This is a genomic window from Nonomuraea cavernae, assembly GCF_014646355.1.
Taxonomy (GTDB): domain Bacteria; phylum Actinomycetota; class Actinomycetes; order Streptosporangiales; family Streptosporangiaceae; genus Nonomuraea; species Nonomuraea cavernae.
Window position 1 is genome coordinate 518,640 of the sequence record NZ_BMNH01000001.1, and the last position, 16,427, is coordinate 535,066.

Sequence of the window (16,427 nt, forward strand, 5' to 3'; positions counted from 1 at the left end):
TGTGGTTCTAGGGGGATTGCCTGACAGTTCGCGGACAGCCGAGGCCGTGCGAGGTCGCAGGGCGCCGCGCACAGCGGGACCTCGGATTCGGCGAACCAGGGATGACTGACGTGTCTCCCGCTGGCGGAGGGGATCGATGCCGCGCTCCGCCGCCGGCACATGAAGGGCCGGAACCTGTGGCGAGGATCAGTCAGGTGAGAAAGAAGGGTCGTCCGCCGCTGTGCGGACGACGGGGGGAAGCACGCGCGCCAGGGGGGCGCGCACAGCTTCGGGACGCGGGCCGTCAACAGACCTCGCGATGTCCCCCAGGCCCGGCCCGAACGGGCCGCTGCCACCGCCGTTGGGCACCAGACCGTCGGTGTCCAGCATCTTGCTCGCGGTGGAAGGTGCAGGCAGGCCGGGATCGGACTGGCTGGTGAGCCCGTCGACCGTCAGCCCTGCCATCGCCTCGGCGTCGTCCAACGCCGTGGCCGTGCCGTCGACCGCGGCAAACCCGTCGATGACGGACCCGGTGACGGTGAGAGGCGCGCCGACTCCTGGCGCCGCGGTGGAGTCCGCAGCGGCGGGAGCGGCGAAGGTCATCCCGAACAGGACGGCGAGCAGCCAACCAGCGGCCAGCAGGAAGCCGACCGCGACCGCTCGTGCGATGACCTGACGGACGCCGGCCGCGAACCGCGCCATCCGGGCGGCCCGCTCGGTCATCACATCCTCCGCCCGGAGGGACATGGACGCGCGCCGCACGGCGGAGGGCTGCGCCCTCAGCTGCCGCATCGGCGTGCGTGCCACGTGACCTCCCGGAACTCCAGAACCGACCTCACACAGTGAGGCCGGTCCATGGACTCACCCCTCAACGGTCCGTAACCGTAGCAGCACCCACGGTTGCCACAAGGAGTTTTCAGCAGAGATCCAGGAATCGGTCATGCACCGGCACCCCGAATCGCAGCGAATCGCCCTGCTCCCGCTGGTCCGCCCCATGGGACGTCCCAGAGAAGCCCAGGATGGGCAGCGGCCTGGCCGGCGCGACCCGCTCCCTTGGGACTCAGCGCTTCTTACAGCGGGTACGGACCGCGCCCCGATCGGCCCGGCGAAGTTCTGGTATGACGCACCCCTCAGAGTTTGCTAACCTTACGGAGCCGACGCGGGATGACGGTCCCACGTGCAGGCACCACGTCCGGGTGGCGGAATAGGCAGACGCGCTAGCTTGAGGTGCTAGTGCCCTTTGCGGGGCATGGGGGTTCAAGTCCCCCCTCGGACACAGGATTACCCCATGAAGAGCCTGCCCTGAGGGGCGGGCTCTTCTGCATTGAGCTCAGTTACGACGCGGGTCGCCGCGTGGCAGACGATGACCAGGCCATTGGCTCGTAATGCAGAGACGATCTCTGCTGGCCCCTCCTGTCCTCTGCCGCCTACATGCGCTGATAGCTCTGCCAGCAGCCGATCCTCACGTATGTACAGGAACTTCGGGCCGGACGCCGTGCGAGGTCTGGCGCTGGTGTAGCCGTGGCGGCACCGATAGCCCGGACGTCCGTTCACCCAGTGCGAATCCAGACGGTGCCCGCAGAACCCGCACTTCAGTAGGCCCGCGAGCAGATAGACGCGCGGACTGCCGTCTTGGGTGGGTCGAGCAGCCCGGATCGCCTGCGCGGCGACGAAGTCGTCGTCGCTGACCAGTGCCGGATGGCTCGGCTTCGTCGAGATCGCCCACTCTTGGGGAGCGTTCCAGCCACGCTGTGTTGCATCGCTGACGCTGCCGCTCCGGCGGTTCCAGACCTGGCGGCCGGTATAGCGAGGATTGCCGAGGATCGCCGCAACTGTACGTAACGTCCAAACATGTCCAGACCGGTGCGGGTTACGCTCGCGATCCACGTCCGAGGGGCACGGTACGCCGCGTTCGTTCAGCATCCGGGCGATCCGCGCCACGCTGACACCCACCAGTCGCTGCGCGAACATCCACCGTACGTGCGGTGCCGTGGCCGGGTCGGCGTCAAGCCGGTGCAGACGGCGCCCCCAGCGGGCGTGCGCCCGATTCGGATGCGGGCCCGCGTCTACCAAGCGGTAGCCGTACGGCGGCCGTCCACCGAGAAAGCGTCCCTGATCGGCAGCCTGGTTCCGCATCGCGGCCAGCACGCGGTGGCGGGCCCGCAGCACCTCACGCTGTGATTGCCCGCCCAGCAACAGCATCAACGCCTGATGCATCGGACTCTCCGGATCTACCGGCCCACCCGCCTCCGGCATCCACAGCTGGACGCCGTAGGACTGAAAGAGCGGCAGAAGCTGTGTGAGCTGATCCCCCGAGAACGCTCTTTCGTACTCGCCGACCACGATCGCGTCCCAGCCACGGTCCGAATCGGTCAGAGCTGCCAGCAGTTCGGCGGACTGCGGCCGCTCGCTCCACGGCAACCGCCGCGAATAGCCGATATCCACGAACTCGGCCACGATCACACCCTGGCCCGCGACCAGGATCTGCGCCGCCTCACGCTGCCACCCACACGAGGAGACGGGATCCTGGAATTCCGCGGTGGAGGTCCGCGCGTAGAGGGCGAACCGCAACGGCCCGTCCTTCGAACGATGACGAGGAGATCGCGGACTGATGACCTTGTGCTGGACCCAGCTGTCGAACAAAGAGGACATACCTAGTTGACGCAGGAATGCGCCACCTACGGCACCACACCATGAGGCATCATGGAGAGGCTCAACGACGTGATCCAGGAGGTGAGCATGGCCATCGATCGGTTCACCACGCCGTTGTACGGCATCGCCGAAGCTGCCGGCTACCTCGCGATCCCCGCCTCCACCTTCACCAGTTGGGCCTTCGGCTACCAACGCCGTCAGCGCGACGGCCGTGCGATCCGCGCCAAACCGGTCATCACCGCCATCCGGGCAGAGCGGCCGAACGAAGCGTCCGTGCCGTTCATCGGCTTGGCCGAGGGCTACGCCCTGGCCGCATTCCGGCAGGCGGGCGTACCGCTGCAGCGCATCCGGCCGGCAATCGACGCGTTGCAGCGCGAGCTCGGCCTGGAACACGCCCTGGCCAGCCGCCGGCTCTTCACCGACGGCGCCGAAGTCCTCTACGACTACGCCGAGCACGTCGGCGATGATTCGGCCCGCGAACTGGTCGTCGTCCGCAACAACCAACGAGTTTTCACCGAGATCGTGCAGAGCTATCTGCGCCGCGTGCACTTCGCACACGACGGATACGCCGAAGTGATCACGCTTCCGCAATACCGCGTCGCCGAGGTCACGATAGATGCCCGCCACGCCTTCGGCCGGCCTCGGTTCGCCCGCGGGGGCGCCAAGATAGAGGACGCGATCGACCTGTTCCGGGCCGGAGAGCCCGTCGATGTCGTGGCGGAGGAGTACGGGCTCACCCGCGACGAGATCGAGGATGTCCTGCGTGTCGCCACCCGAACAGCCGCGTAGGTTCTTCGTCGATCGCAGTCTCGGCCGGGTCGCCGTACCCAAACTGCTACGTGAAGCCGGGTGGGACCTGATCACCCTGGCCGAACACTACGGCGTCCCCCAGGACGAGACCATCGAGGACACCCGCTGGATCGAAGACAGCGCCAAGCTCGGCTGGGCCGTCCTCATGAAGGACAAACGCATCCGCTACCGGCAAGCAGAGATCGCCGCGGTCATCGAGCATCAGGCCCGCTGTTTCGTCATCACCCGCGGCGATCTCACCTCCGCCGCCTACGCCGAACGCTTCATCACCAACCAGCAGGCCGTCTTCGCCGCCTCCAACAGTCCTGGCCCCTTCATCTACGCCGTCCACACCGACCGACTCGAGCGCCTGTATCCCCCACATGCCTGACACCTGCGGCGTGGTCGCCGGGTGTGATGAACTGGAGCATGCCCAAGAGCCGCAGCCGTCGCAAGGCCACCAGCAGCAAGCCGGTCCGTCGTTCGCCCTTGCCACCACGCCGACCTGACCTGCTGCTACGTGACGCACGGCAGCTCACCGGCCTGGCCGATCCACTGATGGCCGAGATCTGGGCCAGCAGTTGGCTCGGTCAAGCATGGGTGACCGCGGAGCTGAGCGAACGCGAGGCCGAGCATCGGTTGTGCACGGAGGTGACCGGCCGGGCATGCACCATGCCCACACCGCATGGCTTGGCGGCGATCGCCGCGCTGGCGCGGGTCGCACCCGCGACCGACGTCACCATGCTGGCCGAGACGATCGACATCTTGGTCGAGACGCAGCCACTGCCTCCCTGGTACACCGCCGCATCCGCGGGCACGGAATGGACCGCGACATCGGCGTGGCGAGCGGTGGACGTGTGGGACAGCGAACAGGTGCTGCTCGTCGATTACGACGGCCCGCACCCCCACACGTTGATGGCCCAGGTCCTCAAGCCCGGTGGGCTGATGATCGGCAAGATTGCGATCCTCGACCCCGGTGCCGCCGCGCAGTGGGACCAGCGGCACGAATCCGACGAGGTGCCCATGCCGATCAACCAGGCTCCGGTGGCTGAGGTGCTCGCCGACCTGGCCGACGCGTTGCGCACCACCGATATCACCTGGCCGCGCAACGACGACGAGGACTTCGTCGACAATCGGGCGCTGGCCTGGTCCCGCTGCCGCGATCACCTGCCCGTCTGGCCCAAACGAGACAGCCTGCCCGAAGCCGAACGCCACCGCCTGATCCAGGAGTTCACCACCGCCAACCATCTGGACGACGACGTGAGCAGGTCACTGGCCGAGCTGTTCCTGGACTACGGCGAGGGCTACATGATCTCCGGCCCGCTGGCTTGGAGCCCGGCCGAGGTCATGCTGCTGCTCACCGACTGGCTGCCACGCAAGGCCGTTCTCGACGCCGACCAGCGCGCGGCCCTTCCCGACGTGCTGCGCCGGTGGGTGGCCTACGCCCTCGGCCGGCGCGGCGTCGATGCACGCTGGATCACCCCGGTGGTCGACGCCGTCGACGCCCACCTTCCCGCCTTCCGGCAGGTGTTCGATGACGGCACCTCCTGGGGACCCGCCAAACAGATCGCCGCCGCTCTCACCGACCGCGGCATCGACCTCACCGACCGGCAAGCCGTCGATGATGCCATCCGATCCCTCAACGCCGAACGACTCGCACGCCGCCTCCTCCCGTGATCAGGTGCAGGCACCAGTGAGTCGCGTTGAGGCTCCGATCGTGGTCTTCGACATTCACTGACGGCATTCCTGGACACCCCACGGAAGCGCTCTCTTCGCGCAGGGGGTTGGTGCCGCGACGAAGGAGGATTCCGTGCCCGGCATCGCTCGTGAACAAGTGGCCGAGTTGCTCGCCACGTCGGCGGAGTTCGCTGCGGCCAGCGCCTTGCGAAAGCTTCCAGGAACCGATCTCTCGGTGGCGGTCGATGGACTCGGCCCACTGCGGTTTCCCGTCGCCGATGAGCAGGCGGTCCAGCTGCGCGAGCTCGGCCGCCGGGCGCAATTCGGGCGGGGTGAGCAGACCCTGACCGACCCAGAGGTGCGCGACACCTGGGAGATCCCCAAGGAGCTGGTGCGCGTCCAGTGGACGGAAGCGTTCACGACCGTCCTCGACGGGATGCGCGCGGAACTGGGACTGCCACCGCACTGCCGGCTCATGCCCGAGCTGCACTCCATGCTCCTGTACGAGACGGGGCAGTTCTTCGTCCCGCACCAGGACTCCGAGAAGGACGACGCCATGGTCGCGACCTTGGTGGTGTCGCTGCCGTCCGCGCATACCGGCGGCGAGCTCGTGGTCGAGCATCAGGGCCAGACCAAAAAATACCGGGGGCTGAAGACCGCGGTCTCACTGGTGGCCTTCTACTCCGACTGTCGGCACCAGGTTCTTCCCGTCAAAAAGGGCAACCGTGTCACCCTCACCTACAACCTTCTCCTGGCAGGAGACAGCCAGGCCGCAGCGGCCAAGAATCCGCTGGTCAGCGAGCTCGCGGCCGGTCTTCTCACGCACTTCGCCACTCCGGTCGTCCTGCCCTACGGCTCCCGCCGGGGGGAACCACCGACGCGGCTGGCGTACCTCCTCGACCACGAGTACACCGCCCGCGGGCTGAGCTGGTCCCGGCTGAAGGGATCGGACGCCGCGCGGGGCGCCCTGCTGCGGGCCGCGGCCGAGCGGGCGGGCTGTGAGATCACTCTGGCCCTCGCGGAGATCCAGGAGACCTGGGACGCCTACGACCCCGACGAGGACGAGGACGCGTGGTACGGACACCACGAGGACGAGGATCCCGACGACTACGAGAACCCGGGCAGCGCGGACGACAAGCAGTACGTCCTCCAGGACCTGATCGAGACCTCCACCACCCTCGCCCACTGGATCGGCCCGGAAACGGGGCGACTGGAGGACATCTCGCTGGACCTCAGCGACGCCGAGGTGGCCTCGACGACCCCGACGGCCGACATGACGCCCTACTCCTCCGAGTACGAGGGCTACATGGGCAACTACGGCAACACCCTGGACCGCTGGTACCGGCGGGCGGCGCTGGTCATCTGGCCCCAGGGCCAGGGCTTCGCCAGCCGGGCCGAGGCGTCTCCAGGATGGGCGCTGGATGAACTCGCCGCGACGGCCCGTGCCGGGAAGATCGGGGAGGCTCGTGAGGCGGCGCGGTCGCTGGAGTCCTTCTGGCACGCCGCCGGCCGTTACCCCGGCCAGACCGAACTGGTCGGCAAGGCGCTGGAAGCGGCCAGGGAGCTGGACGACGCGCAGGTCGCAGTCATGCTGTTGCGGCCGTTCGCGCTGGAGCGGCTGGTCCCTCCTCATGGTCCGGCATTCGCGGCCCTGGCCGCGCACTACGGCGACACCTGGACGGACGGCCTGCTGCGCCACTGGACAGAGGGCTGGCGACCCGGCTCCTACGGCCTCGCTCAGGCACCGTTGGAGTGGTTCGAAGATCTCCCATGGCTGTGTGCCGCGCTCTCGGCGGAGGGGAACGCGTCCACCGCAGCCGCCCGCCGCATCGTCGAACTGTCATGGACGATGTTCGCGGGCCAGGTCGCTCCAGCACTCGATGGGCCGCTCACCTCCCGGCGGGAAGCATGGCTGACCGCCTTGGGTGCGCCGTGCTCCGGGATCATCGCGGCCGCGGCCGGGCTGGGATCGACGGGCGTTCTGGAGAACGCCCACAAGCTCGCGCGAACGGCCGGTGATCGGACGCACGCCCTGGCGATGGCGACGCTGCGTGCCGCCGGGATGCGCCGAGCGGGCTTCGACGAGCTGGCCCTCTCCTGTGCCGATCGAATCCGCGCGTTACTGGCGCAGCCACGACGCGCGCCGGGCGACTGGTCGATCGAGCTGCCCACCGGATGCTCGTGCGAGCTGTGCGAGACGCTCGGCACGTTCCTCCGAGAGCCTGGGCGACGTGCTCTCGACTGGCCGCTCGCTAAGGACAGGCGCAGGCATGTCCACACCAGGATCGATGAGGCTGAGCTGCCGGTCCATCACGAGACCAGGCGGCAGGGCCGCCCGCACACCCTGGTACTGACCAAGACCGAAGCCCTGTTCGAACGTGAGCGTCTCGCCCGCGAGCGCCACCAAGCGGATCTGGCCTGGCTCACCGATGAGTGGAAAGTCTCCACCTGAACCGTCACGGGCATGGTCGGGCCACGGCGGTCAGCACCGGCGACGGACATGGCGTTCACGATGCCCGCGCCTCACACGAGTGGCCGGCCTGGCGTTGGAAGGACCGCAACCCGGCTTCCGGACCCCGCCTCACTTTGCAGAGCGCGGTGTGCGCCCTGGTCACGTGGCCGGGTGACCGGTGTCACCGAGTGGGCGCCGCCGCGGCGCCCACTCGTGAGCGGGCGGAGGGGCCAGTGACTGGTTCTGCTCTACGCGAAGCCGACAGGACTCGAACGTGAGGTCTCCCTATGGTGTAGGCATGGCCTCCTCCATCCCGCCGCTGCGTCCGGCGATCGATCGGACCGCCCCCGAGTTCTCTCCGGTTCGCGAGCGCCTGTGGAGGCAGGTGCTCGGTGAGTGCCTGCGAGGCATTCGTCACGAGCGAGGTGAGAAGTTGAGCGAGACGGCGAGTCGCGCCGGAGTCTCACCGCAATATCTCTCCGAGATAGAACGAGGGCTCAAAGAGCCGTCGAGCGAGATGATCGCTGCGGTCGCCGGAGCGCTGGATGTGACCCTGGTCGATCTGACCCTTGCCGTGGCCGAGAGCCTGCGCCCCGCTCAGCACAGCGTGTCGAGAGGCGCTACCTGCTCGGCGGCGACGGCGTACGCGCTGGCCGCATAGCGCGGCTTGCCGGGGTGTCCACAGGGTTAGGAGTGCTCCTCGATGATCTGATCGAGGAGCCCGTACTCCAAGGCCGCGGTCGCGGTGAACACGCGATCGTGATCGGTGTCGGCGCGTAGGGTCTCGATCGTCTGGCCGGTGTGGCGTGACAGGATGCGCTCGATGTCCGCCCGGACACGTACGACCTCGTCAGCCTGCAAGATGAGATCGGGGATCGTTCCGCGCCCTTGAGCGGCCGGTTGGTGCAAGATCACCCGTGCGTGTGGGAGAGCGGCACGTTTTCCCTCGGCGCCTGCGGCGAGAAGGACAGCGCCCACGGCGACGGCCTGTCCGACGCAGGTGGTCGAGACCCGCGGGCGGATATGACGCATCGTGTCGTAGATCGCGAGCATCGCGCTCGGGTCGCCGCCTTCGCAGTTGATATAGAACTGGATCTCGGCATCGGGGTTGTCCGACTCCAGAAAGATCAGCTGCGCGATGAGCGCGTTCGCGACGCCCGCGTCAATGGCGGTGCCCAGATAAACGATTCGCTCGGTGAGCAGGTGCGAGTAGACATCCATGATCCGCTCGCCGCGAGGATTCTGGGCGATTACGTTCGGGATCGTATATGAGGTCACTTGCCGACTCCTTCGGTGATGCCGAATCCGGGCCGCGGGCGATGGTGGGGCGCGATTTCGCCGAAGTTCTGCACGATCGCATCGATGAAGCCGTAGTCGAGTGCTTCTTGCGCTGTGTACCAACGATCGTGCAGGGAATCCTCGAATATGCGCCCGACGGATTGTCCCGTGTCCTCGGCGATGAGGCCGAGCACCGTGTCGCGCGTATGCCGAAGGTCGTTGGCCTGCAGTTCGATGTCAACCGCGGTGCCGCCGATTCCCGCCGAGCCCTGGTGCATCAGGACGCGTGAGTGCGGCAGGGCGCGGCGCTTCCCGCGGGCTCCCGAGGACAGCAGGAATTGCCCGGCGCTGTAGGCGATGCCCAGCACGAGGGTCGATACGTCGCAGGGAATGAGTCGAATGACGTCGCGAATCGCCAGCATCGAGGGAACCGAGCCGCCCGGGGAGTGGATCCACAATGCGATGTCGGTCGACGCGTCCTGCGTGGCGAGTGTCATCAATTGCGTGGCCAGCAGCGTCCCGTTGTCATCGTCGAGAGGGCCGTCGAGAACGAGAACACGCTGCTCATAAAGCTCGCGTCTTACCTGCGCGTTCAACAGCGGAAGTTTTGATTCTTCGCTCATGCGTCCATCATGTGCAGCGTTTCGGACCAGGGGTGACGCGATCTGCCTGGGGCGGATCTGCTGTGAGCTGATCGATCTCCTGAGCTGGGACGACTCGGCGGCCAACGGATCGCGTCAGGGCTTGCGGCCCCATGCCTGTACCAGCAGGCTCTCGCGCACGACGGTGGCCGGATGGGCGAGATGGTCGCCGAGTTCGCGCTTCAGGGTGGCCAGGGTGTGCGGGGCGATGCCGCAGGCGCGGAGCCGCTCGTCGAACAGGTCGACGAAGTGCAGCAGTAGCCTTTGGCAGGGGTTGGCGGCACGCCAGTAGTGGGCGTGCGCCGCGGTGTGGACGTCCTGGCAGCCTGCGGCATCGCGCAGCAGGCTCGCCAGCCGGGCGCCGATGTGTACGTCCCCGCCGAAGACCGGGGCGAGCAGGGTTTTGAGCGTGTCCCAGGCAGGGTGGGGTGGGTCGCAGTGCCAGGTGGCCCAGTCGTATTCCTGTACGGCGATCCAGCCGCCGGGGCGGGTGGCTGCGGCCATCGAGGCCACGATCGCCGCCGGGTCGGTGCTGTTGATCAGCAGGAGCCGGCAGTGGGTCAGATCGAAGGCCGGTTGGCTGTCGCCCTGAAGCGTGCCCAGCGTGGTGGTGACGTTGGCCAGGCCTAGTTGAGCGATGGACTGCCGCGCCCAGATGATCATCTGCTCGTTGTTGTCGAGGCCGACGACAGTGCCGTGCGGGCCGACCGTGTCGCTGAGCAGGTCCAAGATACCCAAGGGGCCGCAGCCCACGTCGATGGCGCGGGCCGGTGCGGGCAGCGGAAGGCGGCCGAGGAGGTGTTGTGCGGCCTCGCGCAGGAGGGTGCCCTGGGCCAGCAGTCGCCGGTGTTCGGCGCTGGAGGCGCCGAGGAGATAGGGGGAATCGTGTGGCGCTGAAGCCGGTCGGGTCACCTGGATGCTCCTCCCTTGCGGTCCGGGTCTGTGTCCCAGACAGAAGGCATTACCTCATCGTTGCCAATAGTAGTTTTAAAATTACACTCAGTGAGTGATGGAGGTTGAGGCGGTGTCGCCGACCCTCCGTCGCTCTTTCCGCCCGACGAGGAGACACGACATGCCGACGGACCCCACCGATCGCTTGATCCGCCTTCGCACCCGCTTCGCCCTGCTGGACACCAACGGCAACGGCCACCTGCAGGGCGACGACTTCGCCCTGCTCGCCGACCGCGTTCTCGATTCCCTCAGCGCCGACCGAGACTCAGCCAAAGCCCACGCCCTGATACAAGGATGCAGAACCTTCTGGCAGGGCCTGGCCGCGGCCTGCGACCGTGACGGCGACGCAACCGTCACCTTCCAGGAGTACGCGGCGGCCATCCCCGACGCCGCCCACTTCGACCAGTACGGCTCGCCGTACGCCCGCGCCCTGGTCGCCCTGGCCGACACCGACGACGACGGACAGGTCGAACAGGGCGAGTTCATCGCCTGCATGACGGCCATCGGCTTCGCCCCGCCGCACGTGCGACAGCTCTTCGCCGCGCTGGCAGGACAGCGCGGCCGTATCACCACCGACGCCTGGTCAGCGGCCATCAGGGACTACTACGTCAGCGACTCGGCGAACACCCCAGGACAATTGCTGGCCAACCAGCCGGCATGACGCACAGCCCACCAGCCTCGCCGCCGCCCGCCCACGCTCTTCGCGACGCGGGCGGCCCGCAGGACGCGCCCGCCGACCACGCGACCCCGCCCCACGGGCTGCACACCAGTTCTCCGGCCTACCGGCCCGCAGGCCTGCTGCCGGTCCCGGCCAGCTCTTTCACCAGCGCGATCACCTGCATGCTGCTGGCCAGCGACGGCTCGACCACCCTGCTGCTCGAAGCGCTCACCGGCGGGCCGATCAGCGTCCACCTGCAGAGCCTGACCGACCAACCCGCCGCTGGCATGCCCGCCGACGTGCGAGCCCTGCTGCAGCTCACCAGCGACGCCACCGTCACCATTCGCCGCTCACTGCTACACGATCACCACGACACACCACTCTCCCGCAACGAGGTGATCACCCCACCGAGCACTCCCCTCATGCAACGCATCGCCACCGACCCCGCCCACCCACTCGGACTCAACCTGATCGCCCACGACATCGATCACAGCCGCCACCTACGCTGCACCGGCCTGGCCCGCTGGAGCGCAAACCAGCGCGAAACCGCGTCCAAGGCCTACCTCATCCGCGCCGCCGACATCCCCCTCATGCTCGTCTGGGAAACCTTCAACCCAGCCGTCGTCCCGCGCGGGCATCACGGCCCCGCTTCGAACCCTGCAACGCGCTTCGCCTCTTGACCACGCGCCCACGAGCACGGCTCTGAGCTGCGAGCCGAAGTACGACAGGTACCGGGACCTTGCCTACGTCAACAGCGACGGGCGGCGTGCTACACAGCGCGATCAACGATCACCGGGAAACGTTCGCCGGTCACCCGTTCAATTGCCATCGGGTACGTGATGCCCATCGGTCAGCTGACCCGGATGCGGTGCATGGGGTTGTAGATGGCGGTGGGCCATGTGCGGCCAGTGGTGCTCGCCCCTCGGACACGATGAAGGCCCTGAGAATGTGCAGGTCACAGGCTCGGGGCTTTTGCGTTTCTGCTTCCGGAACGAGCCGTGATACTCCGCTGATATTTGGGGGCCTGAGCACGAGGGTTACGCGCTCTCGACCTGGGCCGCGAACCAGTCGGCGGCCTCTCGCTGGTTGCCGGGCATGACATGAGCGTAGACCCGGAGAGTGATGGCGGGTCGGTGTGATGGCGGGCCGCGGCCTAACGTCGTTACCGGTCTTCGGCCAGGGCCTGGGCCGGCCGCTGGGACGAGGCCGTCACGCACGCCAGAACGCACCAAGGCATCGGCCTGCACCTCATGGCCAGTCGCGTTCACGCCCAGCTAGCCGCCGAGGTGATCGAGTCCGGAGACGGGTACGCCGCCCGGGACATGCTCACGCACCGCCCTTGCCCGGGATGTCGGATGAGCACTGACAGGCGCTGACCGACCTGGTGGCGCCTTCCGGCTTGGGAACAGGGAAACTTCCGGCGCCACTGCTCGATTGGCTTACTCACCCAGTGAAGACGGCTAGCGATGCGTTGGTCGCGGCCGTGTGACTATCGAGTGGTCGGGGAGACGCTGGTCATCCCGGGCAATGGCGGGATAGGTCCGGCGCAATAACGATCATCAAGGCGCTTCCGCAGGTCGCAGTGATCGATATCTGGGCTCATGTCAACCGCCCGGCTCCGCTGACGCGCCGTCTTGCCCCTTCTTGGCTGCCGGCTCCGAGGCTTGGCACACGGTCCGCCACCCGTGCTTGCCCAGCTCCTCCCGCCAGCCCGGCGGCCACCGCCGCTCCGACATCGCGGCCACCGGCGCCACTTGCACACCGCGCAAATCTGCGATCTCCATTCCCACCGCCCCCTCGAACTGGGCGCCGCCGCAGAACGTTGCCCCGTTGAACGTGGCGCCGCCGAACAAGGACGCCTCGTCGAACCGGGCGTTGCCGGTGAAAGTCGCCCCGTCGAACAAGTTGGCGCTGCTGTTGAAGGTCGCCCCGGTGAACAAGGCGTTGCCGGTGAAGGTCGCCCCTTCGAACCTGGCGAAGCCGGTGAAGGTCGCCCCTTCGAACAAGGCGAAGTCGGTGAAGGTCACCGCGTCGAACCTGGCGAAGCTACTGAAGGTCGCCTTACCGAACCGGACGAAGCCGGTGAAGTTCGCCTCGCTGAACCAGGCATCGCCGGTAAAAACGGTGTCGTCGAACAACCACTCCTCGCCAGTGAAGGTCACCCTGACGAACCGGGTGAGGCCGGTGAAGGTCGTCTTGTTGAACACGACGTCGCCGGTGAAGGTCGCCGCCTCGAACTCGGCACCGCCGTTGAAGGTCGCCCCGGCGAACCAGGCGTTGCCGGCGAAGGTAGCCTCGGCGAACCGGGCGTTGCCGGTGAAAATCGCCTGGTCGAACCGGGCGTCACCGATGTGGCAGTGGCTGAGGTCGAAGTCCACGAGGGCGGCACCGGTGAGGTCGAGGCGGATGTCGGTCCAGTGGCTCGGCTGGGGAGCGGCGCGGCGGGGTGGCCACCAGCGGCGCGGCGGGGGCTGGTCGTAGCGCAGGTATGCGGCCAGGATGAGTAGGACGATGAAGCGGGGTGGCCACCAGCGGCGCGGCGGGGGCGGGTTGTAGCGCAGGTCTAGGCGTAGGAAGCGCCGGACGAAGAGGAGGGTTGTCGACCAGCGGCGCGGCGGGGGCGGGTTGTAGCGCAGGTGTGCGGCCAGGATGCGCTGGGCGGTGAGACGGACCTGGCGCTCCTCGTGCGGATCGCGTCCAGCGCCGGGTGCGGATACGCCGGCGATGGCGGCGCGCGGGACCACCGGTCCGGCCGCAGGCGTCTGGTCCGGGGGCGGGGTGTAGGGCATGCGCAGGTAGGAGCAGATCACGTCCACGATCGTCTGCCGCAGCGCCGGGGTGTCCTGCGCCAGCCGTTCCAGCGCGTACAGCCCGCCGAGGCGAACCGGGGCCTGTTCGTTGCCGAGTTGCTCGACGGCCTTGGTGTACAGCTCGGTCACGCGGCGCTCGGTGGCGTCATGCGTGGTATGCACGGTAGCCAACTCCTGGTGCCGCTGCCGCCGCACCGCCAGCATCAGCGTCACTGCCGCACCGACGCCGGCCGCGGCCGCCAGCGTGGTCCGGGCCGCCTCGATCCGGGCCGAGACCTGCTCGGCGACGCTGGAAAGCTTGTCAAGGTCTTGCAGCAGCCACGCGGTGGTGCCCCAGGCCGCCGCGGCGATCAGCACCGCCGCGGGGAGAACCCACCACCACATCGAGCGCGGCGGACGCAGGTCGGGCGGCCGGGCAGGCGGTTGGTGGGAGCGCTGACGACGGATCATGCTTCATTCCACCCCGCCGCGCTGCCGCTGCCGAGGCAAATGCCCCAAATCGTGATCAGGGGACTGTAACCTGCGGCAACGCTCTACTTTGGGGCTCATGGCGGCTGCCCGAGGGGAAGGCCCGGAAGGCCCGGAGTTCACGCGAACTGAAGGTTCTTCAGCGGGAACTCACGTGGGTTCGGCATCTCAAGGCCTGCTTGCCTCGTGGGTTCAGCGCATTGAACGTCGCCAAGAGGGTGTCTCTGATCCCTCTGGCGTTGATCCTTTCGTGCATGGGCCGGAGCTGGGATATCAAGATCCAGTCCTTGATCTTGCCGGGATAGCCTGGCTTCCAGCGTCGGCCCGCCCCCCCGGGCGGTCGAACCTCGCCGCCGACCATCCGGCTGGCCGGTCGTCCGCCAACGTGTCGGCTATGTCAATCGGTCGCGCTGGCGTGCACGGCGATGATTCGCCAGCCGTGCGTCTCGCCGTATAGCCAAGTACGGGTGTAGCGCATCCTGGCCGCGAACGGCTCACCGGAGACCGTCCCTTCGACGGTGCCGAGAAACCACGTCACCCCGGTGCGCCCATCGGCGAGCACGGTCAACTCTTCCTCGGCCACTTTCGTCACGACCTGCGCCCGAGTGCGGTGCAGCTCCAGATCGTCCGCCTTGGTCGCAACGTTCGCACCGAAGGTAAAGATCAGCCGATCATCCAGCAGCCGATCCAGGGCCTCGACATCTCCAGCGAGCTGCGCGGCCTGGAGTCGGCGCTCGGCGTCCCGCAAGTCCTCCATCATGAGATCCACCCTCCCAGCCAGCGCCGTATCCGCGCCAGGAGGTTCACGCTCGGCTGATCTTCGCAGTCCGATCCAGGGACTCCGATCGTTGATTCGCGACGGTCGAGGATTGAAACACCCTCCAAGAGTGTCAGCGGAGAGCGGCTTCAAGCGCGTCCGGCAGAGCAGTGTTGGTGATGACCAGTTCGTCGCCCAGGTTGAGGATGCGCACCTCGCCGTGATCGAGTCCGAGCCGGACGGCGTTGGTGACCCAGAGCTTGCCGACCGGGGAGGTCTCCATCGCGGTGTGCTGAGTGAGCAGCAGGTGGGGGTTATGCGAGGGTTGCCCAGGTCGATGTCGTCGAGCCGGAGGTCGCGGATTTCGGTGCCACTTGAGCCCGGCCGCCCGGCGAGAATATTCGTGAGAATGAGCGGGCCTTACTGATCAGAGCTCGGAGTGATGGCGAGTCGGGTGCGTAACACCCGGTCACCTCCATAGGTGACGATCGTCGTGGCGGGAACCGCGCCCCGATCCCCACATACAAATTGGTCGACAGCGGTCTCCACGATCCCGTCGAGCAGTTCCGGCACGACGAGGTTGCCGTTCACGAGTGTGCGATGCCCGGCAACGTCGCGAACGGCACGATTCCCACGCGTTGCGGATCCTCGGGCTCGAGCACGCCCTGTTCCTGCTCGATCAGGGCGTTCATCAGCCCGAACGACGCGGCGGCGACCATGGCGAACCGGTCGCGACCTCGACTGGAACCGCGACGCTAAATGGCCGCCTATGGCGAAGTATGCCGTGGCCGCCTTCAGTCTGGTCTGGCGCGGATCGCTTGAGGCTGCGGCCGTCCGATTAGCGACATGAAAGTCTGGGGCACATCCAGGCCGCTAGCATGATGGATACCAAATAGCCGCTATTTAAAGGACGTTACCTCGTGTCTGAGATGTCCGATCCAGTAGACCTGCAGGTAGTTGTCGAGGGTGCAGAGGCCGCGCCCCACACTGTGGCGTTGTTCAACTGGCTTGGTCTGGAGGACGAACTGCGAGGACGGGTACGGCCTCAGCGGCGAGCACCCGAGCCGGGAGAGATGGGCGCGTCGGTGGAGTTGCTGACGGTGGCGGTGGGCTCCGGTGGCGCGATGGTGGTGCTGATCCAATCGGTGTGCACCTGGCTTACCTCCCGCCGTGCCGACGTCAAGGTCACCATCAGCGCTGCCGACGGGCGGCGTATCGAGGTGGATATCCATCGTGCTGCGGACCCGATGGCGGTGCTGCGCGAGGTGGCGGAACAGTTCCCGGCGGCTGTCGAGCGGCATAGTGAGTCGTAAGC

General features: G+C 67.4%; 17 protein-coding genes and 1 tRNA gene. 9 read left to right on the forward strand and 9 right to left on the reverse strand.

Translation table 11 applies throughout. From position 1 onward, the window contains the following. Positions 1–186: 186 nt before the first annotated feature. Positions 187–786 (reverse strand): hypothetical protein, encoded by a 600-nt coding sequence (locus IEY82_RS02395; protein WP_225262039.1) that lies wholly within the window; start codon positions 784–786, stop codon positions 187–189. Between the two features lie 383 nt (positions 787–1,169). Between IEY82_RS02395 and IEY82_RS02400 the strand changes: the two genes are divergently transcribed. Continuing rightward, positions 1,170–1,255 (forward strand) — tRNA-Leu (locus tag IEY82_RS02400). A 5-nt stretch (positions 1,256–1,260) separates the two neighbouring features. Here the strand turns inward: IEY82_RS02400 and IEY82_RS02405 are convergent. Beyond that, a complete protein-coding gene (locus tag IEY82_RS02405) occupies positions 1,261–2,550 on the reverse strand; it encodes a recombinase family protein (protein ID WP_225262041.1) in 1,290 nt (429 codons plus the stop codon). Positions 2,551–2,700: 150 nt separating this feature from the next. Between IEY82_RS02405 and IEY82_RS02410 the strand changes: the two genes are divergently transcribed. From IEY82_RS02410 to IEY82_RS02430, 5 genes are all read left to right on the forward strand, one after another. Further along, on the forward strand, positions 2,701–3,420 hold the full coding sequence (locus IEY82_RS02410) for a DUF433 domain-containing protein (protein WP_189122243.1): 720 nt from the start codon (positions 2,701–2,703) through the stop codon (positions 3,418–3,420). Next, positions 3,395–3,811 (forward strand): PIN-like domain-containing protein, encoded by a 417-nt coding sequence (locus IEY82_RS02415; protein ID WP_189122244.1) that lies wholly within the window; start codon positions 3,395–3,397, stop codon positions 3,809–3,811. Before IEY82_RS02410 ends, IEY82_RS02415 begins: the two co-directional genes overlap by 26 nt. A 26-nt stretch (positions 3,812–3,837) precedes the next feature. After that, positions 3,838–5,097, forward strand: coding sequence for a hypothetical protein (locus tag IEY82_RS02420; protein WP_225262043.1), 1,260 nt, complete (start codon positions 3,838–3,840; stop codon positions 5,095–5,097). Between the two features lie 133 nt (positions 5,098–5,230). Continuing rightward, positions 5,231–7,549, forward strand: a complete 2,319-nt coding sequence (locus tag IEY82_RS02425) for a 2OG-Fe(II) oxygenase (RefSeq protein ID WP_189122245.1) — start codon at positions 5,231–5,233, stop codon at positions 7,547–7,549. A gap of 298 nt (positions 7,550–7,847) precedes the next feature. Beyond that, positions 7,848–8,210, forward strand: a complete 363-nt coding sequence (locus tag IEY82_RS02430; protein WP_091081204.1) for a helix-turn-helix domain-containing protein — start codon at positions 7,848–7,850, stop codon at positions 8,208–8,210. 26 nt (positions 8,211–8,236) lie between these two features. On the opposite strand, the gene IEY82_RS02435 is transcribed toward IEY82_RS02430, so the two are convergent. From IEY82_RS02435 to IEY82_RS02445, 3 genes are all read right to left on the reverse strand, one after another. Further along, positions 8,237–8,827 carry a ClpP family protease gene (locus IEY82_RS02435; protein ID WP_091081201.1) on the reverse strand — a complete coding sequence of 197 codons (591 nt, stop codon included), beginning with the start codon at positions 8,825–8,827 and terminating at the stop codon, positions 8,237–8,239. Then, positions 8,824–9,450 (reverse strand): ClpP family protease, encoded by a 627-nt coding sequence (locus IEY82_RS02440; protein ID WP_189122246.1) that lies wholly within the window; start codon positions 9,448–9,450, stop codon positions 8,824–8,826. The genes IEY82_RS02435 and IEY82_RS02440 overlap by 4 nt, the downstream gene beginning before the upstream one ends. 114 nt (positions 9,451–9,564) lie before the next feature. After that, a complete protein-coding gene (locus IEY82_RS02445) occupies positions 9,565–10,380 on the reverse strand; it encodes a methyltransferase domain-containing protein (protein WP_189122247.1) in 816 nt (271 codons plus the stop codon). Positions 10,381–10,540: 160 nt separating this feature from the next. Between IEY82_RS02445 and IEY82_RS02450 the strand changes: the two genes are divergently transcribed. Next, positions 10,541–11,080, forward strand: a complete 540-nt coding sequence (locus tag IEY82_RS02450; protein ID WP_189122248.1) for an EF-hand domain-containing protein — start codon at positions 10,541–10,543, stop codon at positions 11,078–11,080. Continuing rightward, on the forward strand, positions 11,077–11,757 hold the full coding sequence (locus IEY82_RS02455) for a chorismate--pyruvate lyase family protein (RefSeq protein WP_189122249.1): 681 nt from the start codon (positions 11,077–11,079) through the stop codon (positions 11,755–11,757). The genes IEY82_RS02450 and IEY82_RS02455 overlap by 4 nt, the downstream gene beginning before the upstream one ends. 924 nt (positions 11,758–12,681) lie before the next feature. Here IEY82_RS02455 and IEY82_RS02460 read toward each other — a convergent pair. The 4 genes from IEY82_RS02460 to IEY82_RS39775 form a co-directional block, all read right to left on the reverse strand. Continuing rightward, positions 12,682–14,337 (reverse strand): pentapeptide repeat-containing protein, encoded by a 1,656-nt coding sequence (locus IEY82_RS02460; RefSeq protein WP_189122250.1) that lies wholly within the window; start codon positions 14,335–14,337, stop codon positions 12,682–12,684. Between the two features lie 415 nt (positions 14,338–14,752). Further along, positions 14,753–15,115 (reverse strand): nuclear transport factor 2 family protein, encoded by a 363-nt coding sequence (locus IEY82_RS02465; protein ID WP_225262045.1) that lies wholly within the window; start codon positions 15,113–15,115, stop codon positions 14,753–14,755. Between the two features lie 130 nt (positions 15,116–15,245). Then, positions 15,246–15,395 carry a hypothetical protein gene (locus IEY82_RS02470; RefSeq protein ID WP_189122251.1) on the reverse strand — a complete coding sequence of 50 codons (150 nt, stop codon included), beginning with the start codon at positions 15,393–15,395 and terminating at the stop codon, positions 15,246–15,248. A 304-nt stretch (positions 15,396–15,699) separates the two neighbouring features. Beyond that, on the reverse strand, positions 15,700–15,831 hold the full coding sequence (locus tag IEY82_RS39775; protein WP_263647445.1) for a hypothetical protein: 132 nt from the start codon (positions 15,829–15,831) through the stop codon (positions 15,700–15,702). Between the two features lie 210 nt (positions 15,832–16,041). On the opposite strand from IEY82_RS39775, the gene IEY82_RS02475 reads away from it, so the two are divergent. Beyond that, entirely contained in the window at positions 16,042–16,425 is a 384-nt protein-coding gene (locus IEY82_RS02475) for an effector-associated constant component EACC1 (protein WP_225262146.1), read from the forward strand. The last annotated feature ends 2 nt before the right edge of the window (positions 16,426–16,427 follow it).